This is a genomic window from Scandinavium sp. M-37 (assembly GCF_043558715.1).
Classification (GTDB): Bacteria; Pseudomonadota; Gammaproteobacteria; order Enterobacterales; family Enterobacteriaceae; genus Scandinavium; species Scandinavium vulneris_A.
Genome location: NZ_JBIGIN010000003.1, coordinates 196,556 through 222,733, shown reverse-complemented (window position 1 = coordinate 222,733; position 26,178 = coordinate 196,556). Strand labels below are relative to the sequence as shown.

Genomic DNA, 26,178 nt, shown 5'->3' with positions numbered 1-26,178 from the left:
CTTAACGACTCAGACGGCGCATACGCTCGGAAGGCGTAATGATGTCGGTTATACGCACGCCGTATTTATCGGCGACCACAACCACTTCGCCCTGGGCAATCAGATAGCCATTGATCAGGATATCGAGCGGCTCGCCCGCCAGACCGTCCAGCGACACTACCGAACCCTGGGTCAGGCGCAGCAGCTCTTTGATGGTCATCCGGGTGCGGCCCAGTTCAACGGTCAGCTTGACCGGAATGTCCATGATCAGATCGATATCCTGCAAGGTGCCGCTGACGTCGCCGCCGCCTAACTGCTGGAATACCGCATCCGCCGCGCTTTTGCTGCTGGTGGTTTTCTGTTCGCTCAATGCTTCAGCCCACAGGTCGTCCATGTCGCCGTTATTCTCATCGGACGGATTATTCATATCACTCATTTGGGCTGTTCCTCATTCAGCGAATTCAAAATCGGGTTGATCAAATGCTCTACGCGCAGCGCGTATTGACCGTTCACCGTGCCGTACTGGCTGGTCAATACCGGCACGCCGTCCACATGGGCAATAATGCGATCCGGTTTATCGATAGGCAGCACATCGCCGGGCTGGAGTTTTAAAATCTGCGACAGGCGCAGAGAGGTCTCGGCAAAGTTCGCCACCAGTTCAAGTTCGGAGTGCTGTACCTGGCGCACCAGGTTTTCACGCCAGTTCTGGTCTTCGCTGCGGGAGTTTTCCAGCGGCGGGTTAACCAGCACCTCACGCAGCGGCTCAATCATGCTGAACGGCAGGCAAATATTAAACTCACCGGTCAGGTTGCCAATTTCCACATGGAATGGGGTGTTAACCACAATGTCGTTCGGCGAGGTGGTGATATTGGTAAATTTCACCTGCATCTCAGAACGCACGTACTCCACTTCCAGTGGATGAATCGCTTTCCAGGCGTCGCTGTAGCCTTCCAGCGCCAGCTTCAACATCCGGTTGATCACCCGCTGTTCGGTGTGGGTAAACTCGCGGCCTTCCACTTTGGTCGGGAAACGCCCGTCGCCGCCGAACAGGTTGTCCACCGCGATAAACACCAGGCTTGGCGAGAACACAAACAGGCCCGTACCGCGCAGCGGTTTCAGGTGGATCAGGTTCAGGTTGGTCGGCACCGGCAGGTTGCGGGCAAACTCGTGATAGGGCTGAATGCGGATCGCCCCGACGGTAATGTCCGGGCTACGACGCAGCAGGTTAAACAACCCCATACGGAACTGACGCGCAAAGCGTTCGTTGATAATTTCCAGCGCCTGTAGACGCTCACGTACCACGCGACGCTGGGTATTAGGGTCATAGGGACGAATGTCACTTTCGCCGGTAGCTCCGGCTTGCGGTTCGTCGCTCTTCTCGCTGTCGCCGTTCAGCAGCGCATCAATTTCGGCCTGAGAAAGAATACTGTCGCCCATGGGATTACCGGAGTATGAAAGCTGTATACAGCACGTCAGTCACTTCCTGCTTCGGCTGGCCTGCCACCAGAGGCGGCGCAAGTGTCTGTTTAATGGCGTTCACCAGATCCTGTTTCCCGGTGTCGGTCGCCAGTTTGTTAGCATCCTGACGGGAGAACAACAGCAGTAAACGGCTACGGACTTCCGGCAGGTATTCGTTCAGGCGCGTACGGGTCGCTTCATCTTTCAGACGCAGCGTAATGCCCACGTAAAGCACGCGATCGGCGTCGCCCAGATTCACCGTGAAGGTATCCAGCGCCCAGAACACCGGAGCCGGTGGCGGCGGGACTTCTTTTTTCGCATCAGCGGAAGGCTGCTGCTGCATACGCCAATAGCTATAGCCTGCGGTGGCGCAGGCGGCGAGTGTCACCAGCACCAGCAGCGGGATCCAGATTGAACGCTTACTTTTCTTTGTTACCGCGGTGTCTGTCATCTGTTACGTCTTTCCTGTATTCGGTACTGCTTATCGGGTGATTATCCCGACTTAAGTCCAGCCCAAAGGGTGGAAAAGACGGGAATAATCGTGCTACCTCTGGCGTTAGGCGAAGGTGTCGACGGTGCCGTTGCCCCGGATATGTGCCTGTAGGCTGGCAGGAACGCTCAGCATCTCTTCATCATCGGCAGGAAACGCGCGACCTTCAGCAGAACGTTGCGAGGACTGCTGCCCGAAAGAGGACTGCTGTTGCTGCCCGGCAAAACTTTCGCTGCTGACGTTGCTCTGCGACAGCTGAATGCCGTTGTCGGCCAGTTGGGTTCGCAGCGTCGGGATAGCCGCTTCCAGCGCCGCGCGCACGTGGCTATGCGGAGACACCATCTGGATTTGCGCCTGGTTATCGTCAATTTTGAGGGTGATGTTGACCTGACCTAAGTTTTCCGGATGCAGTTTCAGCTCGGCGGTCTGCTGGCCCTGACGGGTGAACAACGTGATGTGCTGGCTGACGTTCTGCTGCCATTCCGGGGTGCCGAGTTGAGAATTGACCGTCACCACCGGATGAGTATTCACCGTCGCGGTGGCGGTGCTGATAACCGGCGAAATATTAACGGTAGGTGCGGCGGCAGACAGTGAGCTATCGGCATCGGCTTTCGCGGCGGCGGCAGCGACCAGCGGCGTGGTCTGGCTGGCGGGGCTGTCATCTGTCTGAACCGCGTGTAGACCGTGGGTCGGCAGGCCCTGTGTTAACGCTTTGCCGCTGTCATGCCCGGTGGTGGCGGTGCCGACAGCGGTTGCCGTGGTAGCGAAGTCCGCAAATCCTTTCCCGCTACTGGCATTGGTCGTTGTAATGGCGGTATTGGCAGGCGAGGTCGGCAGCGCCGCCGGGGTGGTCGCGGTAGGCGGCAGCATCGCCATCAGCGCGCTTAACCCGGCCATCTCTTCCTCGCTCAGGGTCGGCGTGTCCTCGCCTTTGGCCAGGTCTTTCGCCAGCTGTTTCACCACGTCGCTTTTGACTTCCGGCGTTAAGGCATTCAGCACCGACTGTGCATCGGTCAGGGTCGTCACATCGACTTTTTGTGTTTCGTCATCGGCCTGCTGCGCCAGCAGTGTGCTCAGCGTGGTTTTGGCCTCGCCCTGCGGCAGTTGCTGGCTGGCGGCCTTCAGGTCGGCAAGGGTCAGCTTGCCCTCTTTCGCCGCGGCCTTTCCGGACATTGCGCCAGAGAGCAGGGCGAAAAAATCCTGCGCGCCGTCGGCGGCTCCGGTCGTCGCACCGGTCTGAGCAGAAGCGGTGATGTCGGCATCACTGACGATAAGTTTCGGCAGAGTAATCATTCGGGTTTCCTTAAGGTGGCACGCTGGGCGAACTCATCCATTTTTTTCTGGTCCAGACGGTTTTCCGCCAGCAGGGTGGCCGCAGACTGTCTGTCCTGTAGCGTCTGCCATGCCTGCAAACGCTGCTTTTTATCACGCCAGGCGTTGAGCGCCTGTTCGACTCTGCGGTTCCACTGCAACAGCTGCTGGCGATGCTGGTCGATAGCCTTCTCCAGGGTCTGAATAAACTGCTGATAGTTCTGCCAGCGCAGGCTGGCCATGCCCTGAGACATGTTGTCGTTCAGGTTAGTCTGGTACTCAAGCTGGTAGTCCATCAGCATCTTCAACTGCTCTTCCGCCTGCTGACAGCCACGTCGCATCTCGCCCAACTGCAGGGCGGCATTGTCGACGTCTTTTTCGGCCAGTTCTTTCAGCGTGGCTAATGCGCCATGTTGCGCCATGATGGTTTACTCCTGCTAACTCAGGCTGCCGGGAAGATAATCTCTAACGCCTGAAGTGAATCTTCCCAGTCCGCCTTCTCGAAAATACCCTGTTGCAGAAACGCCTCCAGCTGCGGCCACAGCGCAATGGCCTTGTCGAGCATCGGATCGCTGCCTTTGGCATACGCCCCGACGCTGACCAGGTCCCGGTTGCGCTGGAAGCTGGAGAGCAGTTGTTTGAAGTTTCTCACCCGCGCGTAGTGCTTCTCGGTGATGAGGGCAGTCATGGCGCGGCTGATAGAGGCTTCGATGTCGATGGCCGGATAGTGGCCCGCTTCCGCCAGACGGCGGGACAGCACAATGTGGCCGTCAAGGATCGCACGCGCGGAGTCGGCGATCGGATCCTGCTGATCGTCGCCCTCGGTGAGCACGGTATAAAATGCGGTAACGGAGCCACCGCCGCTAATGCCGTTCCCGGCGCGTTCGACCAGCGCAGGCAGCTTGGCGAACACTGACGGCGGATAGCCTTTGGTGGCAGGGGGTTCGCCGATAGCCAGCGCGATTTCACGCTGGGCCATGGCGTAGCGGGTGAGTGAATCCATGATCAGTAATACGTGCTGACCCCGGTCACGAAAATCTTCGGCAATACGCGTGGCGTAGGCGGCACCCTGCATACGCAGCAGCGGCGACACATCCGCCGGGGCGGCGATCACCACTGAACGGGCGCGGCCATCGGCCCCGAGAATGTTCTCGATGAAGTCTTTCACTTCGCGGCCACGCTCGCCGATCAGCCCGACCACGATCACGTCGGCCTGGGTGTAGCGAGCCATCATGCCGAGCAGCACGCTTTTGCCGACGCCGGACCCGGCGAACAGGCCCATACGCTGGCCACGGCCGACGGTGAGCAGGGCGTTAATCGGGCGCACGCCGGTGTCGAGCACGTGTTCGATGGCGGTACGCTGTAACGGGTTAAACGGTTGGGTTATCAGCGCCCCGGTTTCGGTGGTATCCGGAGCCGGTAAGCCGTCGAGCGGTTTTCCCGCCCCGTCGAGCACGCGCCCGAGCAGCGCCGGGCCGAGCGGCAGCTGTTTCCCGCTCTGTAGCCCGTCACCGGAGGCGTTCCGGGCATACACGCGCGCGCCGGGCAAAATGCCTTCCACTTCTTCCAGCGGCATTAAAAACAGGCGCTGACCGTTGAAGCCGACCACTTCGCTTTCTACTTCGCGCGTTTCGCCCCGGTCCTGACGCTCAATCACGCAGGTCGCGCCGAGCGGCAGCTGTAGCCCGGTGGCTTCCAGCACCAGCCCGGTGGCACGGGTTAACCGCCCGTAGCGGCGCACCGACGGCAGCTGCGTCATTTTGGTCTCGAAGTTATCGAGCGTGTTGAGCCAGCGGGTCAGGCGGGCAGTCATTACATCACTCCCGGAGCGGCCAGGCGGCACAGCTCCTGCCAGCGGGTGGCGACGCTGGCATCCAGGTCACCTTCATCGGCCGACACTTTACAGCCGCCGTGATGCAGCGACGGGTCGCCGCGCAGCCGCCAGCCGTGCAGGCTTAAGGTCGCGCCGACCATTTCTTCAACGCGCTGTAAATCATCAGGATGCACGCGCAGCTGCGGTTTGCCGCTGAACAACGGTTCCTGTTGCAGCAGCTCTTGAATCTGCTTGATAAGCGCCGTGTTATCGACCATCGGTGCCTGGCCAATCACCTGGCGGGCGGCTTCCAGCGCCATCTGCATCAGGCGCGACGCAATCACACTGTCGAGCGCATCAAGCGTGTGCTGGAACTCGCTCACGAGCTGTTGCATCCGGGCGTGCAGCGGCACCTGTTGCTGCTGGGCCTGTGCCAGACCCTGTTCCAGCCCCTGGGCTACGCCTTCCTGATAACCCTGTGATTGCCCGGCGGCGCGACCTTCCGCCAGCCCGGCGTTGTAGCCCTGTTCATGAGCCTGCATCTGGATCTGCGCCAGCAGCTGTTGCTGCTTTTGCTCCTCGGAAATTTCATCTACCGGCTCATCGGCGGGGTCGATAAACTCCGCCACCAACGCCTGCATCGGCGGGGCCAGATCGTCAGGCTGCCAGACTTTCCACGGCGTCGAATCAGACATAGGTGTCGTCTCCGCTGCCAATCACCATCTCGCCGGTTTCGGCCAGACGACGCACAATAAGCAGGATGGCTTTCTGTTCGTTCTCGACCTGCGACAGGCGAACCGGGCCACGGTTGGCCAGATCGTCGCGCAGGATATCGGCGGCACGCTGGGACATATTGCGCAGGAACTTCTCGCGCAGCGGCTGCTCGGCACCTTTGAGCGCGATAAGCAGGGATTCGGAATCCACTTCCTGCAACAGGCGTTGAATGCTGCGATCGTCCACTTCGACCAGGTTTTCGAACAGGAACATCTCGTCGATGATTTTCTGCGCCAGTTCGCCGTCGAATTCGCGCACGGCGGTAATGACCGCTTCTTCCTGCTGGGTTTTCATCAGGTTGATAATTTCGGCTGCGGTTCTCACGCCGCCCATTTTGCTGCGCTTGAGGTTCTGGCCGTCGAGCAGGTTGTTCAGCACCTCGGTCAGCTCGGCCAGCGCCGCTGGCTGTACGCCGCCGAAGGTGGCGATACGCAGCATCACATCGTGACGCAGACGCTCGTCGAACAGCGCCAGAATATCCGCCGCTTGCGCACGTTTGAGGTGCACCAGAATGGTGGCAATAATCTGCGGGTGTTCATCGCGAATAAGGTCGGCGGCGCTCTGCGGCTCCATAAAGTTGAGCGTTTCCATACCGCTGGTGGTTTCGCGGGTTTCGAGAATATCTTCCAGCAGGCTGGCGGCACGCTCTTCGCCCAGCGCTTTCACCAGCACCGAACGCAGGTATTCGTTGGCGTTGACGTTCAGCGCCGCGTACTGTTCGGCTTCCTGTTCAAACTCCGCCAGCACGTCGGTGAGCTGTTTATTGGAAATCTGACGGACGTTAGCCATCGCCGCACTGAGGGTTTGCACCTCGCGGGTATTGAGGTGTTTGAACACCTCTGCTGCGCGGTCTTCGCCAATGGTCATCAACAGGATGACGCTTTTATCGGTGCCTGAAAGGGTGTTACTCATGGTCGTTACTCATCCACTGGCGAATGACCAGCGCGACGACGCGCGGATCGTTGTCTGACATTTCGCGAATACGCTGGCTCATCACTTCGGCGCTCAGGCGTTGGTTAGCCCGGCGACTCTGCTGCTGCTCATCTTTGCTGAGGCGAACTTCCACCGCTTCGGCGGTTTCACGTTCGATTTGGGCTTCGGCGAGGACGGCTTTGGCGATCTCCTCGCGGCGTACAAGCTGCGGACGCACCGCTTTACGCCACAGGATCCACGCCACCAGAGCAATCAGCACCCAGCGTCCGGCGGACAATAGCTGATCGATAAACGACTGCTGTTGCCAGAACGGCAGCTCGCCACCGGATTCATCGCCTGCGGTGAACGGCGAGTTAACCACGTTCAGGGTATCGCCCCGGTTGGTCGAATAGCCCATTGCTTCGCGGGTCAAATCTTCAATCTGCTTCATCTGGTCGGCGGTCAGCGGCAGCGGCTTACCGTCCGGCAGATTTTTATAGTTCACCACTACTGCGACCGACAGGCGCTGGATATCGCCCACGTTCATCTTGGTGTGACGGATGGTGCGGTCAACTTCGTAGTTGGTGGTTTCGTTCCGCGATGAATTGCGCGGCCCGCTCTGGGCGGTGGTGCTGGTACTGCTCTGCTGGCCCTGCGCACCGTTCTGCTGATTCGCAGGCGGGGTTGAGATTGGCGCATTTGGCGCCGGGGCAGGGGAGTTCGACAGTGCGCCCGGTACGCCGCCCGGATTCTGTCCGCCAACCTGCTCGCTTTCATTCACCTGACGCGAACGCATCACCGACTTGCTGGCATCGCCATTCGGGCTGTACTGCTCTTCGGTTTGCTCTTTGTTGTCGAAGTTGATCTGCGCGGTGACCTGCGCGTGGACATTCCCGGTGCCGACAATCGGCGACAGAATGGATTCAATGCGACGCTGAACGCGGCCTTCAACATCGGAGGCGTATTTCAACTGCGCGTCATTAAGGTCACGATCGCCAGTATTGGACTGGGTCAGCAGATGACCGCCCTGATCAACGAGGGTGACGTTACCCGGTGGCAGGCCCGCCACTGCGCTGGAGACTAAATGCACCACCGCCGCAATCTGACCTTCGTCGAGCGCGCGGCCCGGTTCGAGATTCAGGGTGACGGAAGCGGACGGGAGTTTCTGTTCACGAACAAACAGCGACGGCTTCGGCATCGCGAGATGCACGCGTGCGCTTTTCACCGGGCCGAGCGTTTCGATAGTGCGGGCCAGTTCACCTTCCAGCGCACGCTGGTAGTTGACCTGCTCGCTGAACTGGCTGATACCGAATTTTTCCTGATCCAGCAGTTCAAAGCCCACCGCGCCACCTTTCGGCAGCCCCTGCTGGGCAAGGCGCAGACGCAGTTCGTGGACTTTATCCGCGGGCACTTCAATTGCACCCCCGCTATCGGCAAAGCGATAGGGGACGTTCATCTGTTGCAGTTGAGTGACGATGGCACCGCCGTCCTGATCGGTCAGGTTACTGAACAGCGTGCGGTAGTCGGGCGCTTTTGCCCACAGCACCAGCGCGACAATAATCGCGACGGCCGCTGCGCTGGCCACCATTAAAGGGATTTTCGGGTTAGCACGCAGGCGAGTGACCCACTCCGGCATTTTCGTTGGTGTCGTGGTCGTAGCTGTCGCGCTCATTGCGCACCTCGTGAATCCAGGTCGATGGCGTTAAACGTGTACAAAAGCAAGGCTGACTCCCGGTCGGCAAAGGCAAAGTAGTAGCGATGCCATTATTTGCCGTTCCCGAATTTTCTATGGCTCAAATAGTCGGGTTTTTTAACGTTAATTAGCGCCTTTATCTCATTGACAAACTGCTAATCTCATCCTCCATGACATCGACCAGGGGATTAACATGGCCATTACGGGTATCGAAGGGGTAGTGACGCAGATGCAGGCTGCGGCTAGCGTAGCGCGCAATCAGCAGCCGGAAGCACAGCCGAGCATCAGCTTTGCAGGACAGCTCAACGCGGCGCTCGACCGCATCAGCGACACGCAAAACAGCGCCAAAGCGCAGGCTGAGAAATTTGCCTTAGGCGAGCCGGGGATTGCACTGAATGATGTGATGACCGACCTGCAAAAATCCTCCGTGTCGCTGCAGATGGGCATTCAGGTGCGGAATAAGCTGGTGTCGGCCTACCAGGAAGTGATGGGCATGCAGGTGTAGTTTTAGCCCTTACCGCCGGGCCTGTGCCGCAGTAAAGGCTGGAAGCCTTAACGCTTTAATGCCACAATATTTTTTTCACGGTTTTCAGGATAGGTGATGAAAAAGATTGCGATTCTCGGCGCACTGCTGGCATTGAGCGGATGTGTGCAGGTGGATAACTATAGTGGCGTGGTGAAAGCGCCCGCTCCGGCCGATCTGGCTGGTTACTGGCAGTCGGAAGGCCCGCAGAGTGCGATGGTGAGTCCGGAAGCGATAGCCACCCTGGTTATCACCAAAGAAGGCGATACCCTGGATTGTCGCCAGTGGCAACGCGTTATCGCGCGCCCTGGCAAGCTGATGCTGCGGGGTGATGACTATTACAACGTCACCGTTAGAAAAGAGATTTATGAAATCGACCGTGACGACGGGCGTCTCGATTACGACCGTATGACGCTCAAGCGCGTTGACCGGCCGACCCAGGAGTGCGCGGATTACCTGCAAAAGAATCCGCTGCTGTCACCTCTGCCATAACGCACCGCATTGAATATCGCCCCGGTAGGCATCGCGCCGCCGGGGTTCGCGCTTTACAGTACATCCTCCATCACCCATACGCTGACGCTGCCGCCTTGGCAGGTAAATACCCCGTTGCCCTGGGCATCGGTTTCGACAATTTCTTCGCGATTATTCAGAAAGTCTTTCCAGCGCTTATTGCCGTAGTTATCTCCCAGCGTGAGCGTTTTTTCACCGTCGTCGCCATTGGACAGTACCACCACGCAGCCGGGTGACTCATCGGTGCCGCTGCGGCTGAAGGCGATGCAGTTGGGGTGATCGAAATAGAGGGTTTGTACCCCGTGGGCGAAGCGCTGACGGGCGTCGATCAGTTCGTGTAACTGCTCAATCACCGGCATCTCGATTTTGTAGGTGTTGCCGTCCCCGCCGGTATCTTCATAGACCGCACCGAACAGATCGGCGTAAAACACCGTCGGGACGCCATTCTCTCGCAGCAAAATCAGCGCATAGGCCAGCGGTTTAAACCAGGGTTCGACCGGGGCTTCCAGCGCCTGCAACGGCTGGGTGTCGTGGTTGGTCACCAACGTCATGGCGTGAAACGGATCGGCTTCCACCAGCGTGCCGGTGAAAATCTGACTCATGTTATAATCGCGACCAAGGCGTGATGCTTCGTGGAATTTCATCTGCAACGGGGCATCAAACAGCAGAGTTTGGCCGTCGACCTGATCGATATACTGCTGGAGTTTATCGACTTCATGTGACCAGTACTCGGCGACGATAAACAACGGTTTCGGTGCCACTTCCTGAACGTGCTCAATCCACTCTTTGTAGAACCACGCCGGGATATGTTTGACCGCATCCAGGCGAAAACCGTCGCAGTGAGTTTGTTCCATCACCCAGCGCGCCCAGTATTTCAGTTCTTCAGTTACCGCATGATTGCGGAAGTCGATGTTTTCCCCCATCAGGTAATCGAAGTTACCCATCTCATCATCGACCTGAACGTTCCAGCCTTCGCCGGTATAATCGTTTACGACCTTGAAGACGCCGTCTTCATCAGGATTTTCGATGTGATCGATGCCGCTAAAGCACTTGTAGTCCCAGACAAACTGCGAATATTTGCCGGCGCGAACCGGGAAGTGGTATTTGGTCCAGGCATCACATTCAATGATTTCATCGTCGATTTGCGTGCGGTCCTGTTCGTTTACGCGCTGTACGCGGATGCGTTCTTTTTCATCGGCACCCATTTTGTGGTTCACCACCACGTCGAGCAGTACCGCGATCTCATTTTTCTTCAGCGCGTCGATGGCCGCCAGCAGTTGGGCTTTATCGCCATATTTGGTGGCTACCGATCCCTTTTGATCAAATTCACCCAGATCGAACAGATCATAGCTGTCATATCCGACGGAATAGCCGCCCGATGCGCCTTTGTAGGCCGGGGGCAGCCAAATCATGTTCACGCCAATTTCGTTCAGATTGGGCGCAAGCGCTTCGACCTCTCGCCACAATTCACCGCCAGTGGGGTAGTACCAGTGAAAACATTGCAACAGGGTTGGATTGCGCATACTCAGACTCCAGCGAGGAAAGAGACTCTAGTATGGAGTACGAAGCGGAAAAACGCCTGGCGCGCAATGCGCGCCAGCGATTCAGTTGGTCGGGGTGTCGCGGATTTCTGTTTCTTGCGGTACCAGGATGTGACCACCCTGTTTGCCGTACGTGGTTAGCACAGATTTCTGGATAGTCGACTGACCCACCAGTTTGGCCAGTTCATCCATTCGCGCCTGTAACAGGCGTTTGACCGCGGTTTCATTCTCCAGAATGGCCCGCAGAACCGGGCGTAACTGATCCTGAGTCGCCGTAGACGGTTCGGTTTTTTGCGTGAGTTCTGCCAGTTTTTGCACCGCACTGACATAATCCATTTCACAGGCGATCAACTCATCCCATTGTCCTTCAGAGGCGAGTCGCAGCATGACAAGGCTTTGGTCAAGCAGCTGCTGGTACAGGCTATACAGGTACGGTGCGGTACTCATTAGACGGCGTCCTGAATCAGAGTGGGCGAGGTGGCAACTTCCTTCCAGGCATCGGCGATGTCGCGCAGCAAAGATTCCACCTCTTCAACGGCGGAAATCTCGTTACGCAGATTGGCCTGCAGGAGACGCCTTACCATATAGGCGTACAGAGCAATCAGGTTTTGCGTGAGCTCATCATCACTTTTTTCATCAAGGCCGACTTTGAGGCCGTTTTCGATGATGTTGATGGCTTTTGAGAGGGAAAGACCTTTCCCCTCCACGTTATTGTCCTGCATAAACAGGCGCGCGCGCACCAGCGCGCTGAGTGCACCATCAAACAACAGAGTCACCAGTTGCTGCTGGCTGGCGCTCATTACTGCGCTTTCGACTCCGATTTTTGCGTAGGCCTGTGTGCCTTTTGCGCCGTACATGTTAGCTCCTGAGCGTGATTAATTAGTTTTTGCTGCTGGAGGACGATTCGAACTGCTGCGTCAGATAGCTGCTGGTGGAGTTCAGCGAGTTCATCAGAACGTCCAACTGGGTAAACTGGGCTTTGTAACGTGCCATCAGGGTATCGATCCGATCGCTGGCGGCGTTGTATTGGGTCGTCAGATTGTTCAGGGTTTTACTCACCCCATCGGTGGCTGCCTGAATGATCCCGGTGCTGGAAAGCCAGCTGGTCAGATTGGTGCCCATGGTGGTGGTGATGCCGGTTTTTTTACCGTCGCCAACGAACATGTCTTTGATATCGGCTGAGTTGGTTTTCAGCGCCGTTTCCAGCTTCGTGCTGTCGACGGTTAGTTTGCCGGTGCTCGGATCAGAGGTGATACCAATCTGCGCCAGGGTTTTGTAGGCAGAGCTGCCGGTGGCGCTGGACAACATGCTTTTCAGCTGGGTTTGAATGGTCCGCAGGGTGCTGTCGCCGAGCAGGGCGCCGTTGCTGGTATCCTGCGCATCGGTACCCGCGTCGACCGCGGTGTATTTGGTCAGCGAGGAGAAGGTATCCTGCAAGGCGTTATACGCCGTGACCCACGCGTTAATCGCTGCTTCTGACTTGGCGTTATCTTTAGAGATAGTCAGCGTCTGGTTGCCGGAGGTGGTGTCATTCAGGTTCAGGGTGATGTCTTCGAGCGCGTCGCTGATGGTGTTGCTGCTGTTCTCAATATCGACATTGTTAACTTTGAGTTTGGCATTCTGCGCGGTAACGCTTTCTTCCATTCCATTGCCAGTACCGGCTGCGTCATAACCCATAAAGCTTTGCAGGGCGCTGTCACCGCTTACGCTGATGCTCATCGCATTATCAGAGCCGGTATCATTGGCGGTGACGGACAGACGATACTGACCGTTCCCGACGTTAATGATACTGGCGCTGACGCCTGAATCGGATTTGTTAATTGCATCGCGAATGCCGCTCAATGAAGAGTCCGCGGCCGAGATATCGATAGTAACGGGCTTCTTCCCGCCACCTTGTTGAATGGTTATCTTGCTGTCGGAGGTCGCAATCGCCGTTTTGCTGTCGGGCTGGGTGTTTTTGGTGGTCAGGGTTTGCGCCTGCGCCAGCTGCGTCACGCTGATGGTATATTTCCCGGCAATCGCATTCCCGGTCGTGGTGGCGCTAAAGGCAGATGAGCTGCTGCTGGTGGTCGTGGCGGTAAACAAATCGGCTTTATTCAGCGCGGTATTTGCCGTCTGGAATGAGACCAGCGCGCTTTTTAATGTTCCGTACGCGCTCAGTTTCGCGGTGTAAGACGACTGCTGCGTAGAGATAGGTTTCAGCCCGGCTTTTTCAGCGGCTTCAAGGTTATCGAGAATCGTGCTTAATTCCAGACCCGACCCAACTCCCAGCGTAGAAATACTTGCCATACTTATTCCTTAATGTAGCGACATGTAGATTGAATACCGGGGTTATCGGCGGGATTGGCGCAAAGTTTACGGTTAATTTTCTTTTTTTAATGGCGGGAATAAAGGCAACAGGGCGGACTATTTCGACGGCTAAGCAATTAATTCTGTGTTTGAGAAAAAAGTGTGAAAAAAAATCTAAAGGTTAGTGGGGTGGCGACGATAACCACAATGACGGCGATTGAGCCGACGGGTGGAAGCCCAAACCGTAACCACAGACTTGAAACACAGGAATCGAAATCATGGCACAAGTCATCAATACCAACAGCCTCTCGCTGATCACTCAGAACAACATCAACAAAAACCAGTCTGCTCTGTCGACTTCCATTGAGCGTCTGTCTTCCGGTCTGCGTATCAACAGCGCGAAAGACGATGCGGCGGGCCAGGCGATTGCGAACCGCTTCACCTCTAACATCAAAGGCCTGACTCAGGCGGCACGTAACGCCAACGACGGTATCTCCCTGGCGCAGACCGCGGAAGGCGCACTGTCTGAAATCAACAACAACTTGCAGCGTGTGCGTGAGTTGACCGTTCAGGCAACCACTGGCACCAACTCCACTTCTGACCTGTCTTCTATCCAGGACGAAATCAAATCCCGCCTGGACGAAATTGACCGCGTATCCGGCCAGACTCAGTTCAACGGCGTGAACGTGCTGGCTAAAAACGGCACCATGTCTATCCAGGTTGGCGCGAACGATGGTCAGACCATCGACATCAACCTGCAGCAGATCGACTCTTCTACTTTGGGTCTGAACGGCTTCTCCGTTGCGCAGGGCGCACTGAAAGTGGGTGCATCTGTAACTCAGATTACTGACACTGCGACCAACACGCCTAAAGATGTTGACCTGAGCGCGGTTGCTACAGCACTGAAAGTTGATGCAAGCACGCTGACTCTGCACAACGTATCAGGTACTGACCAGTATGTTGTTCAGTCTGGTAACGACTCTTACTCTGTTTCTGTTGGCGATACCGCTGCTGACGCAGGTAAAGTTACTCTGAACACCACCACTGTGACTTACGGTGATGCGACTAACGGTATTGCCGCCAACGGCGCATCGATGGCAGGTCAGCCAATTAAAGTCGGTACTGATGCTAGCGGCGTTGTGACTGGCTTTGTTACCGTTCAGGGTAAAAACTTCTCCGTCGCTGCTGCTGGTATGGCGAACACCAAAGACTCCACCGCACCAACCGCTACCACCACTGCTGGCGTTGAGCTGAGCACTGGCGGCGGTCGTACTGCGACTGCTGAATTTGCAGGTGCTTCTACTGCAGATCCGCTGGCAATGCTGGACAAAGCTATCGCATCCGTTGATAAATTCCGTTCTTCACTGGGTGCGGTGCAGAACCGTCTGGACTCTGCCATCACCAACCTGAACAACACCACCACCAACCTGTCTGAAGCGCAGTCCCGTATTCAGGACGCCGACTATGCGACCGAAGTGTCGAACATGTCCAAAGCGCAGATCATCCAGCAGGCCGGTAACTCCGTGCTGTCCAAAGCAAACCAGGTTCCACAGCAGGTTCTGTCTCTGCTGCAGGGCTAATCCTGATTATGCGAACAAACCCCGCCTCGGCGGGGTTTTTCTGTTTTAGCGTTTTACTTAACTCTGCAAATAACCCCTCCTTTTAGCCACTATTCCGTCGATTAAAACCCCTCCAGAAACGGATAATCATGCCGATAACTCAACTATTGCAGGGCTGTTTATCGTGAATTCACTCTATACCGCTGAAGGTGTAATGGATAAACACTCGCTGTGGCAGCGTTATGTACCTCTGGTGCGACACGAAGCATTGCGCCTTCAGGTGCGCCTGCCCGCGAGCGTGGAACTGGACGATCTGCTTCAGGCGGGCGGCATTGGGTTGTTGAATGCCGTCGAACGTTACGATGCTCTGCAAGGCACAGCATTTACCACTTATGCCGTTCAACGCATACGTGGCGCGATGCTGGACGAATTGCGCAGCCGGGATTGGGTGCCGCGAAGCGTGCGCCGTAATGCCCGAGAAGTCGCGCAGGCGATGGGTCAGCTGGAACAGGAACTGGGACGTAACGCGACGGAAACAGAGGTCGCTCAGCGTCTTGGGATTGCTGTCGAAGACTATCGACAGATGCTGCTGGATACCAATAACAGCCAGCTTTTCTCCTACGACGAATGGCGGGAAGAGCACGGCGACAGTATCGAGTTGGTGACTGAAGAGAACCAGCAGGAGAACCCGCTTCATCTGTTGATGGAGGGCAACCTGCGCCAGCGCGTGATGGAGGCGATTGAAGCCTTACCGGAACGTGAGCAGCTGGTGCTGACGCTCTACTACCAGGAAGAGCTCAATCTGAAAGAGATTGGTGCGGTGCTGGAAGTGGGGGAGTCACGCGTCAGCCAGCTTCACAGCCAGGCCATCAAGCGGTTGCGTACAAAACTGGGTCGGTACCAGGAAGGCGGTTAAGCTGTCATGCCTGGAGAAATGCCGCACATAGCATTGACTACCAGGAGTTATCATGACGGTGCAGCAGGTAAAAAGACGGCCTTTAAGCCGCTATCTTAAAGACTTTAAACACAGCCAGACGCATTGCGCCCACTGCCATAAAATGCTCGATCGCATTACGCTGGTGCGTCGGGGCGAAATCGTCAACAAAATCGCCATTTCCCGCCTTGATACGCTGATGGATGAAGCCGACTGGTTGCAGGAACGCCTTGATTGGGTTGCGCTGTGCCGTTTCTGCGGCGATCTGCACTGCAAGGAACAGAGCGACTTCTTCGATATCCTCGGCTTTAAACAATATCTTTTCGAGCAAACTGATATGAGCCCCGGCACCGTACGCGAATATGTCGTGCGCCTGCGTCGCCTTGGCAACCATCTTAGCGCCCTGAAAATCGACCGTGCGGAATTGAACGGCGAACTCGACGAAGCGCTTGCGCAGTGGCTGCCACAGACCAGCACCAATAATTATCGCATCGCACTGCGCAAGTATTCGCAGTTTAAAAGCCTGCGCCCGGTGCTGGAAACGCAGAAGTTCGCGTATCAGGCAACCTCTGATATATATTAAATTTGAATGGCATATAGCGCACGGGTATTAGCTGTTTTTCCCAAACGCCTTACACTGCAAAAAAATTCGAATTTTCGGGGGAATAATGAAAATAGCATTTATGGGCCGTCAGGCTCTGATGGGATTGATGGCCGTGGCGCTGGTTGCGGGTGCAAGCGTAAAAACGTTCGCCGCCGAAAATCTGCTGAACCAGGTCAAAGAGCGCGGTTCACTGCGGGTCGGGCTGGAAGGCACCTATCCGCCTTTCAGCTTCCAGGGCGATGACGGCAAACTGACCGGGTTCGAAGTGGAGTTCGCGCAGGAGCTGGCTAAGCATCTGGGTGTGAAAGCAGACCTGAAACCGACCAAATGGGACGGGATGCTGGCCTCACTGGATTCCAAACGTATTGACGTGGTGATTAACCAGGTGACCATTTCTGACGTGCGTAAGAAGAAGTATGACTTCTCCACGCCGTACACCGTGTCCGGTATTCAGGCGCTGGTGAAGAAAGGCAACGAAGGGACGATCAAAACGGCGGCGGACCTGAAAGGTAAGAAAGTCGGCGTCGGTCTGGGCACCAACTACGAAGAGTGGCTGCGCCAGAACGTGCAGGGCGTGGACGTGCGTACCTATGATGACGATCCGACCAAATACCAGGATCTGCGCGTTGGCCGTATCGATGCGATTCTGGTTGACCGCCTGGCGGCGCTGGATCTGGTGAAGAAAACTGGCAACACCCTGGCCGTCACCGGCGAAGCATTCTCTCGTCAGGAGTCCGGTGTGGCGCTGCGTAAAGGCAATGAAGACCTGCTGAAAGCTATCGATGGCGCGATTGCCGAGATGCAGAAAGACGGCAGCCTGAAAGCGTTGTCCGAGAAATGGTTTGGCGCTGACGTCACTCAATAAACAATTATTACACAAGGGCGTTATCTGAGGCCCTAAATTAAAGAAAAAGCCCCGGTCGCCAGATCGGGGCTTTTTACTTTTTCAGATTACGCAATTTATCCGGGTGACGTTCAGCTAACGAATTATTTAGCTGAATATAGCACTGTGCATCAATACAAAATATTTATAACTGCATGATAAAATGGGTAAAATAGCCTTTGCCCTCAATGCGCGCGATCAATGTTAAACCGCGGGAGTTCATGATAATAGCGGGATAGTCAATTGAGGGAATAATAAATTGAAACCGATAAATTTCATTTTGACGGGAATACTCGTTATTTCCGGCACGTCTGCTGCCACTCATTCTGTCCCGGTGATCCCCATGCCGCCACAAGAGACGCCGGTTATCACTCCCTTCAGAGCCCCGCCAGAAACCGCCTCGTCGATGACAGATCAAGCGGATAGTGTCGTTGAGAATGCGCCTGACGCGGAGCCCGTAAATATCAATGAGGTGGTGAAAACGGCAGAATTGGCCCGGGAAGCGGAAGCGGCTCAGGCCAAATTGGCAGCAAAAGCCGCCGACGCCGTTAAGGCCGCGAAGAGAGCAAAAGCCATTCAAACCGCAAGCGATGCGGAAGCCGCTAAAGCGGCGAAAACGCTAAAGGCGGCGCAGGCTGCCATGGAGGCAAAAATCACGAAAGCAGAACATGCTGCAAAAGCCGCTGAGGCCGCGACCGCCAAAGAAGCGGCTAAGGTCTCGAAAGCCGTTAAGGCGGCAGAAGCGGCCAGAGTCGCCAAAGCGAATGATGCCGAAAAAGCCAAACAGACCACAGAAACGGCGAAAGCGGCAGAGGCCGAAAAAATAGCCCAGGCTGCCAGAGCAGCCGAAGACGTTGCCGCCGCAGAGCGTGCTGCTCAGGCCGCCCTTGCGGCAGCGGAAGAGGCGGACAGAGCCGCGCAAGCCGCTAAAGCGCTGGAAGAGACTAAAGTTGCCGAAGCCGCAAAAGCCACAGAAGCCGCGTTAGTCGCTAAAGTGGCTAAAGTTGCAGAAGCGAACAAGGCGATGGAAGCCGCCAAAGAGGCTATCGCGATTAACGATACCCTTACTGCCCTGGCAGAGGAGGCGGCAAGGGAAGCCGAAGCGGCTAAAGCGGTAGAAAATGCGCAGGCGGCTGCGGCGCTGGCCGCTGCTCAGGCGGCGGCTAATGCAGAAACTACAAAAGTAAATACTACCGTCACGCTAACGGAAGCCAAAACGCAGGCCGTAAGAACCGCAGAGGCGGCAAAAGCCGCAAAAGCGGCCCTATCAGAACACATGAGCGCCGCCACGAAAGCCGCTCAAATCGTGAAAGCAGCAAAAGCCACTGAAATCGCCAGCGCGAAAGAGGCCGCCAAAGCCGAGCAAGAAGCCCGCGAAGCCATCGCTGTAGCGGCGGCGAAAGCCACTGAAGCCGCGAGGGCGGCCGAGCTGGCCGAAACCACGAAAGCCAGCGCGACAATTAAAGTGGCCGCTGCAACGTCTGCATCTGAGGCGACCCTGGCCGCCGTTGCCGAAAATGAACAGGTGGCGCAACGCGTTGCAGACGCGAAAACCAACGCCACGAGTGCAGCCCAGGCGGCGAAAGCCGCAAAAGCAGACGTAGAGGCAAAAGCCGCCGCCGCAGGGCAGGCGGCTAAGGTGGCAGACGCGACCCGGCTCGAAGAGAACACCCTACGGGCTGAGGCGGACAAGGCGGCCGCCGTTGCAAGGGCTGCAGAGGTCGTCCGGGCAGAGAAAGCGGCTGAGGTGTCCAGAACCGCAACGCTTGTCGCGGCGGCCAAAGCAGTGGAAGCGACTGCGCTGGCAGAAGCGGCACAGGCCACCGCAGTGGCTAAAGCAGCAGGCGTCAGTGATGCCCCGGTCTTGACTCCTTCTGACTATTTGGACGAAGAATCGATCACGGCTGTGACGCCAGAAAAGGCGGTGCCCAAAACGCCCCTGAAAGCGATTCCCGAAAGATCAGAACCTTTGACCGTGGAACAGGAAATATTTGGAGATTGTAAGTTGCCTGTCTATTCTGAAAAAGCACGTGCCATGGGCGTGGAGGGGCGCGTCACCTTGAAGGTGAACATTGGAGCCATGGGGCAATTGAAGCGTATCAATACCAAAGGTACGCAAATCTTTCTGCGGGATACCAGCCGGGCGTTTAAACGCTGCACCTGGCCAATGGGATATGCCGGAGAGTATCAAACCATCGTCCGCTTTAGTCTGGCCGAGGGCGTAAGTCTGCAACCAGCCAAATCAAAATAAGATAATCGCACGCCGGGAAGCCCCCTTGAAACCGGGCCAGGACGAGGGGACTTATTTTCGAGGGCAACTGTGTGCATAATAAAAAGAAAATCAGGAGGTGCTATGTCACTGCATAATCTCACACGTTTCCCAAGACTGGAATTTATTGGCGCCCCGACGCCGCTGGAGTACCTGCCACGTCTGTCCGATTATCTGGGGCGCGACATCTTCATGAAACGCGACGACGTCACGCCGATGGCGATGGGCGGCAACAAGTTGCGTAAGCTGGAATTTTTGGCCGCCGATGCACTGCGCGAAGGCGCGGACACGCTGATCACCGCCGGTGCGATTCAGTCCAACCACGTGCGCCAGACGGCGGCAGTAGCGGCGAAACTGGGCCTGCACTGCGTGGCGCTGCTGGAGAACCCAATTGGCACCAAAGCTGAAAACTATCTCAGCAACGGTAACCGTCTGCTGCTGGATTATTTCAACGCCCAAATCGAAATGTGTGACGCGCTGACCGACCCGAATCGTCAGCTTGAAGAGCTGGCGACCCGCGTTGAAGCTCAGGGGTTCCGGCCATACGTGATCCCGGTAGGCGGGTCGAACGCGTTGGGCGCATTGGGCTATGTGGAAAGCGCGCTGGAAATCGCCCAGCAGTGCGAAGGTGCGGTATCGCTCTCTTCGGTGGTGGTGGCATCCGGCAGCGCCGGAACCCATGCGGGCCTCGCCGTGGGCTTAGAACAGTTAATGCCGGAGGTTGAACTCATTGGCGTGACCGTATCACGCAGCGTCGCTGACCAGAAACCGAAAGTCGTCACCCTGCAACAGGCGGTGGCGGAAAGCCTCGAGTTACAGGGTAAAGCTGAAATCACGCTGTGGGATGACTATTTCGCACCGGGTTATGGCACGCCGAACGATGAGGGCATGGAAGCGGTGAAACTGCTGGCGCGCCTTGAAGGTATATTGTTGGATCCGGTTTACACTGGCAAAGCGATGGCCGGGCTTATCGACGGCATCAGCCAGAAACGCTTTAAGGATGAAGGGCCAATTCTGTTTGTTCACACTGGCGGTGCTCCGGCGCTGTTTGCCTATCATCCACACGTATAATAAGAAGACACAATGCAAGAAAGTATCCAACTGGTTATCGACTCGCTGCCGTATCTGCTGAAAGGGGCTGTCTTTACCTTACAGCTCAGCATCGGCGGGATGTTCTTCGGCCTGGTTCTCGGGTTTTTACTGGCGCTGATGCGTATGTCAACCATCGCGCCGGTGCGCTGGCTGGCGCGCTTCTACACCTCGATTTTCCGCGGTACGCCGCTTATCGCCCAGCTGTTTATGATTTACTACGGCCTACCGCAGTTTGGCATTGAACTGGATCCGATCCCGGCGGCAATGATCGGTCTGTCGCTTAATACCGCGGCGTATACCTCCGAAACCCTGCGCGCAGCGATCTCCTCGATTGATAAAGGTCAGTGGGAAGCGGCAGCCAGCATCGGCATGACCCCGTGGCAGACACTGCGTCGGGCAATTTTGCCGCAGGCGGCGCGCGTCGCATTACCGCCGTTATCCAACAGCTTCATCAGCCTGGTGAAAGATACCTCGCTGGCAGCCACCATTCAGGTGCCAGAGCTGTTCCGTCAGGCGCAGCTGATTACCTCGCGCACGCTGGAAGTGTTCACCATGTATCTGGCGGCGTCGCTGATTTACTGGGTGATGGCGACGGTACTCTCCGCTCTGCAAAACTATTTCGAAAACCAGCTTAACCGCCAGGAGCGTGATCCGAAATGAGTGCTATCGACGTTAAAAACCTGGTGAAGAAATTCCATGGTCAGACGGTGCTGCACGGTATCAGTCTGGAGGTGAAAGAGGGCGAAGTGGTGGCGATTATCGGGCCGAGCGGCTCGGGGAAAACCACGCTTCTGCGTAGCATTAACCTGCTGGAACAACCGGAAAGCGGCACCATTCGTGTCGGCGACATCACCATTGATGCCGCCCGCCCGCTGAGCCAGCAGAAAGGGCTGATCCGTACTCTGCGCCAGCATGTAGGTTTTGTTTTCCAGAACTTCAATCTGTTCCCCCATCGCACGGTGCTGGAGAACATTATTGAAGGGCCGGTGATTGTCAAAGGCGAGAACAAAAGCGAAGCCGCCACTCGCGCCCGTGAACTGTTGGCAAAAGTGGGGCTGTCGGGGAAAGAAACCAGCTATCCGCGACGGTTATCCGGCGGACAGCAGCAGCGTGTGGCGATTGCCCGCGCGCTGGCGATGCGCCCGGACGTTATCCTGTTTGATGAGCCGACTTCGGCGCTGGATCCTGAACTGGTCGGCGAGGTGCTGAACACCATTCGGCAGCTGGCGCAGGAGAAACGCACGATGGTGATTGTGACCCACGAGATGAGCTTTGCCCGCGATGTTGCTGACCGGGCTATCTTTATGGATCAGGGGCGCATTGTAGAGCAGGGTGAAGCCAAAGCCCTGTTTTCTAATCCACAGCAGCCGCGTACCCGTCAGTTCCTCGAAAAATTCCTGATGCAGTAATCCCCAATGGCCTGATGACCTCAGGCCATTTCAGAATAATTCCGCATTCCACGATATTTCATATATATAAATAAGATTTATGTGTTAGTTTGAAGTATTCATACGAATGATAATTACTCAGGGAGTTTTCGCTTCAGATATGAGGGATTTCGATTTTTTTCATTGGCGCAAGGATATTTCGCAGCAGTTTCATGCTGCTACGGCAACAGACCAGGTCTATGCCATTTTGCAACAGCAGACTCACTCGCTGGAATATGACTGGTTCGCGCTCTGTGTGCGTCATCCGGTTCCCTTCACCCGGCCTAAACTCTCCCTGCACACAACCTACCCGAAAGCATGGATGGACCATTACCAGGCGGAAAATTATTTTGCTATCGACCCGGTGTTGAAAGCGGAAAACTACCGCAACGGACACCTGCCGTGGAGTGAAAGCTTATTCAGTGAAACGCAGGCGTTCTGGGATGCCGCGCGCGATCACGGCCTACGGCGGGGGATTACGCAGTCGCTAATGTTGCCAAACCGTGCACTCGGTTTTTTATCGGTGTCGCGCGAAAGCAATCAGGCCAATCCTTTGTCAGAGGATGAAACCGAGCTGCGGCTGCAAACTCTGATGGAGCTAAGTCTTGCCACGCTGCTACGGCTGGAAGATACGATGGTCATGGCGCAGCCAATGAAATTCAGCAAGCGCGAACTGGAAATTCTGAAGTGGACAGCGGAAGGGAAAACCTCAGCGGAAATATCGATAATCTTGTCGATATCTGAAAATACTGTGAATTTCCATCAGAAGAATATGCAGAAGAAATTCAATGCGCCTAACAAAACCCAGATTGCCTGTTATGCCGCCGCGATTGGGATAATTTGACAACCAAAGACGTTCTGCGTGTCAGACGCAAAAACGGCTGCGATGAATTGCGAATCGCAGCCGCCTGGCAATTACTGACGGTAAGCTTGTTTAATCTGCTGAACAGTGCTGGAAAAAGCGGCTGCCTGAGCTTCGTCTTCCATCTGCGTGATCTGTTTTTCCATTTTAAGAATCACGCGTCCTGCGTCTGCCTGACCCATCGCTTGCAGCATCAGCGCCAATAACGCTTTCAGGCAAGAAACTTCCTGGGTCAATTGTTGATTATTTTCAGCAGTGGAAAGTTCAGGAGTGCTCATCTATTTCCTCGTAAAAGATTTCAGTGCGCATGCGCGGGGTGTACTGTAAAGGTCGCGCAGTATACCACAAGGGATATCAAAAACGGGAGTGCCGGTTTTTTCTCCTCTGGTAAGAGGTGCTTACGCCTAATTACGGGCTCTCAAGAAACATCCGAAGGCTTATTTGTTTAGCGCAGGTTCTCGCTCGGTTAATTATTGTTACATTTTTGCAATCCTATTTATCATCTTTGCAAAATGCGCTGCTTTAGAGGAATTTTTGAAAATGGGTGTTTAAAAATAGGGTTGTTGTATCTCCCTGTTTTGTGGTTCTTTCCACCGGTTGTACATTCTTATTTCCAGAAACTTTAGCTAAAACCCACCCGACACATTTTTTGCCTTTCATTGTCGAGATAAAACCCGGTAATATGGTCGCGAATTTAGAGTTAGTTGCGTTATCCCTATTCTGGAGATTATTCCTTTGATCAACATCCTCCTTGTTGATGACCACGAACTAGTGCGCGCAGGGATACGACGCATTCTCGAAGATATAAAGGGTATTAAAGTTGTCGGTGAAGTCTGCTGTGGCGAAGATGCGGTGAAATGGTGCCGCGCCAACCCGGTTGACGTCGTGCTAATGGACATGAATATGCCAGGTATTGGCGGGCTTGAAGCCACGCGTAAAATTGCGCGCTCCACCGCAGATACCCGAGTCATCATGTTAACCGTTCACACGGAAAATCCACTGCCAGCTAAGGTTATGCAGGCAGGGGCCGCAGGCTACCTGACTAAAGGGGCTGCACCACAGGAGGTGGTCAACGCCATCCGCGCCGTCTTCGCCGGCCAGCGCTACATTGCATCAGACATCGCTCAGCAAATGGCATTGAGTCAGATTGAGCCAGAAAAAACAGAATCCCCGTTTGCGAGTTTGTCTGAACGTGAATTGCAGATTATGCTGATGATCACCAAAGGTCAGAAGGTGACTGAGATTTCCGAGCAGTTGAATCTCAGCCCGAAAACGGTGAACAGCTATCGCTATCGTATGTTTAGCAAATTAAACATTCATGGCGATGTCGAGCTGACGCACCTGGCAATTCGCCATGGCCTGTGCAATGCGGAGTCGTTAGCAAGTCAGTGAGTGACGTATTTGATTCAAAAGCCTTTCTAAAAACCGTGACCAGCCAGCCCGGCGTCTATCGTATGTACGATGCCGGCGGCACGGTTATTTATGTCGGTAAAGCCAAAGACCTTAAAAAACGCCTTTCCAGCTATTTCCGTAGCAATCTTGCGTCGCGTAAAACGGAAGCCCTCGTCGCGCAAATTTCCCAGATAGATGTCACCGTCACGCACACCGAGACGGAAGCGCTGCTGCTTGAACACAACTACATCAAGCTTTATCAGCCGCGTTATAACGTGCTGCTGCGCGATGACAAATCTTACCCGTTTATCTTCCTCAGCGGCGATACCCACCCACGGCTGGCGATGCACCGTGGTGCGAAACATGCGAAAGGCGAATACTTTGGTCCGTTCCCTAACGGTTACGCCGTGCGGGAAACCCTGGCGCTGTTACAGAAAATCTTCCCGATCCGTCAGTGCGAAAATAGCGTGTACCGCAATCGCTCCCGCCCGTGTCTGCAATACCAGATTGGTCGCTGCCTCGGGCCGTGCGTCGCAGGGTTGGTAAGCGAAGAAGAGTATGCCCAGCAGGTTGATTATGTGCGCCTGTTCCTCGCCGGAAAAGATGAGCAGGTGGTGAATCAACTGGTGGCGCGAATGGAAAAAGCCAGTCAGTCGCTGGCGTTCGAAGAGGCCGCCCGGATCCGCGACCAAATTCAGGCGGTGCGTCGCGTAACCGAAAAACAGTTCGTTTCTAACGAAGGCGACGATCTGGACGTGATCGGCGTGGCCTTTAACGGCGGCATGGCGTGCGTGCACGTGCTGTTTATTCGTCAGGGTAAAGTGCTCGGCAGCCGCAGCTACTTCCCGAAAGTGCCTGCCGGAACCGAGGCGGGTGAAGTGGTGGAAACCTTTGTCGGCCAGTTCTATTTACAGGGCAGCCAGGCGCGAACGCTTCCGGGAGAAATCCTGCTCGATTTCAATCTTGGCGATAAAACCCTGCTGGCCGATTCACTGACCGAGCTTGCCGGGCGGCGGATTAATATCCAGACTAAACCGCGTGGCGATCGTGCGCGTTACCTGAAACTGGCCCGCACCAATGCGGCCACTGCGTTGGTTACCAAACTTTCACAGCATTCGACCATCACCCAACGTCTGCAGGCGCTGGCAACGCAACTGAAGCTGCCAGAAGTGAAGCGCATGGAGTGTTTCGACATCAGCCATACGATGGGCGAACAAACCGTGGCCTCCTGCGTGGTATTCGACATCAATGGCCCGCTACGGGCGGAATACCGTCGATACAACATTACCGGGATCACCCCGGGTGATGATTATGCGGCGATGAACCAGGTGTTGCGCCGTCGCTACGGGAAAGATATTGAAGAAAGCAAAATTCCTGACGTCATTCTGATCGACGGCGGCAAAGGTCAGCTGGGCCAGGCGAAACAGGTGTTTGCCGAGCTGGACGTGAGCTGGGATAAGCATCATCCGCTGCTATTGGGCGTGGCGAAGGGCAGTGATCGTAAGGCCGGGCTGGAAACGTTGTTCTTCGAACCGGAAGGTGAGGGCTTTAACCTGCCGTCGGATTCTCCGGCGCTGCATGTTATCCAGCATATCCGCGATGAGTCGCACGACCATGCGATCGCCGGTCACCGGAAAAAACGCGCCAAAGTGAAAAGTACCAGCACCCTTGAGACTATTGAGGGTGTCGGACCGAAGCGCCGCCAAATGTTGTTGAAATACATGGGCGGATTGCAAGGTTTGCAGAAAGCGAGCGTGGAAGATATTGCAAAAGTGCCGGGCATTTCGCACGGTCTGGCAGAAAAGATCTTCTACTCGTTGAAACATTAGGGGCTCTGTAGCAACATAGGGCTAATTTTACTGA

At 55.7% G+C, this 26,178-nt stretch carries 27 protein-coding genes; 13 read left to right on the top strand and 14 right to left on the bottom strand.

Annotation, left to right across the window (positions count from 1 at the left end):
• Position 1: 1 nt before the first annotated feature.
• The 9 genes from fliN to fliF form a co-directional block, all read right to left on the bottom strand.
• Entirely contained in the window at positions 2-415 is a 414-nt protein-coding gene (fliN, locus tag ACG0Z5_RS04320) for a flagellar motor switch protein FliN (RefSeq protein ID WP_319627761.1), read from the bottom strand.
• Positions 412-1,416, bottom strand: coding sequence for a flagellar motor switch protein FliM (gene fliM, locus ACG0Z5_RS04315; protein ID WP_319627762.1), 1,005 nt, complete (start codon positions 1,414-1,416; stop codon positions 412-414). The genes fliN and fliM overlap by 4 nt, the downstream gene beginning before the upstream one ends.
• Positions 1,417-1,420: 4 nt before the next feature.
• Complete coding sequence (gene fliL, locus ACG0Z5_RS04310; protein ID WP_394445602.1) at positions 1,421-1,888, bottom strand: flagellar basal body-associated protein FliL; 468 nt, start codon at positions 1,886-1,888, stop codon at positions 1,421-1,423.
• 105 nt (positions 1,889-1,993) lie between these two features.
• The gene (fliK, locus tag ACG0Z5_RS04305; RefSeq protein ID WP_394445601.1) at positions 1,994-3,220 is read right to left on the bottom strand and encodes a flagellar hook length control protein FliK; all 1,227 of its coding nucleotides are present in this window, start codon (positions 3,218-3,220) and stop codon (positions 1,994-1,996) included.
• Positions 3,217-3,660, bottom strand: coding sequence for a flagellar export protein FliJ (gene fliJ, locus ACG0Z5_RS04300; protein WP_394445599.1), 444 nt, complete (start codon positions 3,658-3,660; stop codon positions 3,217-3,219). Before fliJ ends, fliK begins: the two co-directional genes overlap by 4 nt.
• Before the next feature lie 20 nt (positions 3,661-3,680).
• Positions 3,681-5,051 carry a flagellar protein export ATPase FliI gene (fliI, locus tag ACG0Z5_RS04295; RefSeq protein ID WP_394445597.1) on the bottom strand — a complete coding sequence of 457 codons (1,371 nt, stop codon included), beginning with the start codon at positions 5,049-5,051 and terminating at the stop codon, positions 3,681-3,683.
• Positions 5,051-5,746, bottom strand: a complete 696-nt coding sequence (gene fliH / locus ACG0Z5_RS04290) for a flagellar assembly protein FliH (protein WP_394445595.1) — start codon at positions 5,744-5,746, stop codon at positions 5,051-5,053. Before fliH ends, fliI begins: the two co-directional genes overlap by 1 nt.
• Positions 5,739-6,737 (bottom strand): flagellar motor switch protein FliG, encoded by a 999-nt coding sequence (gene fliG, locus ACG0Z5_RS04285; RefSeq protein WP_319627768.1) that lies wholly within the window; start codon positions 6,735-6,737, stop codon positions 5,739-5,741. The genes fliH and fliG overlap by 8 nt, the downstream gene beginning before the upstream one ends.
• Complete coding sequence (gene fliF, locus ACG0Z5_RS04280; protein ID WP_394445594.1) at positions 6,730-8,409, bottom strand: flagellar basal-body MS-ring/collar protein FliF; 1,680 nt, start codon at positions 8,407-8,409, stop codon at positions 6,730-6,732. Before fliF ends, fliG begins: the two co-directional genes overlap by 8 nt.
• 214 nt (positions 8,410-8,623) lie before the next feature.
• Between fliF and fliE the strand changes: the two genes are divergently transcribed.
• Together fliE and yedD are read left to right on the top strand one after the other, a co-directional pair.
• A complete protein-coding gene (gene fliE, locus ACG0Z5_RS04275; RefSeq protein ID WP_394445592.1) occupies positions 8,624-8,935 on the top strand; it encodes a flagellar hook-basal body complex protein FliE in 312 nt (103 codons plus the stop codon).
• 96 nt (positions 8,936-9,031) lie between these two features.
• Entirely contained in the window at positions 9,032-9,445 is a 414-nt protein-coding gene (yedD, locus tag ACG0Z5_RS04270; protein ID WP_394445590.1) for a lipoprotein YedD, read from the top strand.
• Between the two features lie 53 nt (positions 9,446-9,498).
• On the opposite strand, the gene amyA is transcribed toward yedD, so the two are convergent.
• From amyA to fliD, 4 genes are all read right to left on the bottom strand, one after another.
• The gene (amyA, locus tag ACG0Z5_RS04265) at positions 9,499-10,986 is read right to left on the bottom strand and encodes an alpha-amylase (protein WP_394445588.1); all 1,488 of its coding nucleotides are present in this window, start codon (positions 10,984-10,986) and stop codon (positions 9,499-9,501) included.
• Positions 10,987-11,067: 81 nt separating this feature from the next.
• Positions 11,068-11,451, bottom strand: coding sequence for a flagella biosynthesis regulatory protein FliT (gene fliT / locus ACG0Z5_RS04260; RefSeq protein ID WP_394445586.1), 384 nt, complete (start codon positions 11,449-11,451; stop codon positions 11,068-11,070).
• A complete protein-coding gene (fliS, locus tag ACG0Z5_RS04255; RefSeq protein ID WP_319627775.1) occupies positions 11,451-11,861 on the bottom strand; it encodes a flagellar export chaperone FliS in 411 nt (136 codons plus the stop codon). Before fliS ends, fliT begins: the two co-directional genes overlap by 1 nt.
• Before the next feature lie 22 nt (positions 11,862-11,883).
• Positions 11,884-13,293, bottom strand: coding sequence for a flagellar filament capping protein FliD (fliD, locus tag ACG0Z5_RS04250; RefSeq protein ID WP_394445584.1), 1,410 nt, complete (start codon positions 13,291-13,293; stop codon positions 11,884-11,886).
• 278 nt (positions 13,294-13,571) lie between these two features.
• Between fliD and ACG0Z5_RS04245 the strand changes: the two genes are divergently transcribed.
• The 9 genes from ACG0Z5_RS04245 (at position 13,572) to sdiA (ending at position 22,905) form a co-directional block, all read left to right on the top strand.
• The gene (locus ACG0Z5_RS04245) at positions 13,572-14,873 is read left to right on the top strand and encodes a FliC/FljB family flagellin (protein ID WP_394445583.1); all 1,302 of its coding nucleotides are present in this window, start codon (positions 13,572-13,574) and stop codon (positions 14,871-14,873) included.
• A 163-nt stretch (positions 14,874-15,036) separates the two neighbouring features.
• Positions 15,037-15,768 carry an RNA polymerase sigma factor FliA gene (locus tag ACG0Z5_RS04240; protein ID WP_394445581.1) on the top strand — a complete coding sequence of 244 codons (732 nt, stop codon included), beginning with the start codon at positions 15,037-15,039 and terminating at the stop codon, positions 15,766-15,768.
• A gap of 52 nt (positions 15,769-15,820) precedes the next feature.
• A complete protein-coding gene (gene fliZ, locus ACG0Z5_RS04235) occupies positions 15,821-16,369 on the top strand; it encodes a flagella biosynthesis regulatory protein FliZ (RefSeq protein WP_394445579.1) in 549 nt (182 codons plus the stop codon).
• Between the two features lie 85 nt (positions 16,370-16,454).
• Positions 16,455-17,255, top strand: a complete 801-nt coding sequence (gene tcyJ, locus ACG0Z5_RS04230) for a cystine ABC transporter substrate-binding protein (RefSeq protein WP_394445577.1) — start codon at positions 16,455-16,457, stop codon at positions 17,253-17,255.
• A 361-nt stretch (positions 17,256-17,616) separates the two neighbouring features.
• Positions 17,617-19,524 carry a hypothetical protein gene (locus ACG0Z5_RS04225; RefSeq protein WP_394445575.1) on the top strand — a complete coding sequence of 636 codons (1,908 nt, stop codon included), beginning with the start codon at positions 17,617-17,619 and terminating at the stop codon, positions 19,522-19,524.
• 102 nt (positions 19,525-19,626) lie between these two features.
• On the top strand, positions 19,627-20,613 hold the full coding sequence (gene dcyD / locus ACG0Z5_RS04220; RefSeq protein ID WP_394445573.1) for a D-cysteine desulfhydrase: 987 nt from the start codon (positions 19,627-19,629) through the stop codon (positions 20,611-20,613).
• Positions 20,614-20,625: 12 nt separating this feature from the next.
• Positions 20,626-21,294, top strand: a complete 669-nt coding sequence (tcyL, locus tag ACG0Z5_RS04215) for a cystine ABC transporter permease (protein WP_319627783.1) — start codon at positions 20,626-20,628, stop codon at positions 21,292-21,294.
• Positions 21,291-22,043, top strand: a complete 753-nt coding sequence (gene tcyN, locus ACG0Z5_RS04210; RefSeq protein ID WP_394445572.1) for an L-cystine ABC transporter ATP-binding protein TcyN — start codon at positions 21,291-21,293, stop codon at positions 22,041-22,043. The genes tcyL and tcyN overlap by 4 nt, the downstream gene beginning before the upstream one ends.
• Before the next feature lie 139 nt (positions 22,044-22,182).
• Entirely contained in the window at positions 22,183-22,905 is a 723-nt protein-coding gene (gene sdiA, locus ACG0Z5_RS04205) for a transcriptional regulator SdiA (RefSeq protein ID WP_394445570.1), read from the top strand.
• A 71-nt stretch (positions 22,906-22,976) separates the two neighbouring features.
• Here sdiA and ACG0Z5_RS04200 read toward each other — a convergent pair whose 3' ends face one another.
• Entirely contained in the window at positions 22,977-23,201 is a 225-nt protein-coding gene (locus tag ACG0Z5_RS04200; protein WP_319627786.1) for a DUF2594 family protein, read from the bottom strand.
• Between the two features lie 457 nt (positions 23,202-23,658).
• On the opposite strand from ACG0Z5_RS04200, the gene uvrY reads away from it, so the two are divergent.
• Both uvrY and uvrC read left to right on the top strand, forming a co-directional pair.
• Positions 23,659-24,315: a UvrY/SirA/GacA family response regulator transcription factor gene (gene uvrY, locus ACG0Z5_RS04195; protein WP_319627787.1), complete on the top strand. Its 657-nt coding sequence runs from the start codon at positions 23,659-23,661 to the stop codon at positions 24,313-24,315.
• Positions 24,312-26,144 (top strand): excinuclease ABC subunit UvrC, encoded by a 1,833-nt coding sequence (gene uvrC / locus ACG0Z5_RS04190; RefSeq protein ID WP_394445567.1) that lies wholly within the window; start codon positions 24,312-24,314, stop codon positions 26,142-26,144. The genes uvrY and uvrC overlap by 4 nt, the downstream gene beginning before the upstream one ends.
• The last annotated feature ends 34 nt before the right edge of the window (positions 26,145-26,178 follow it).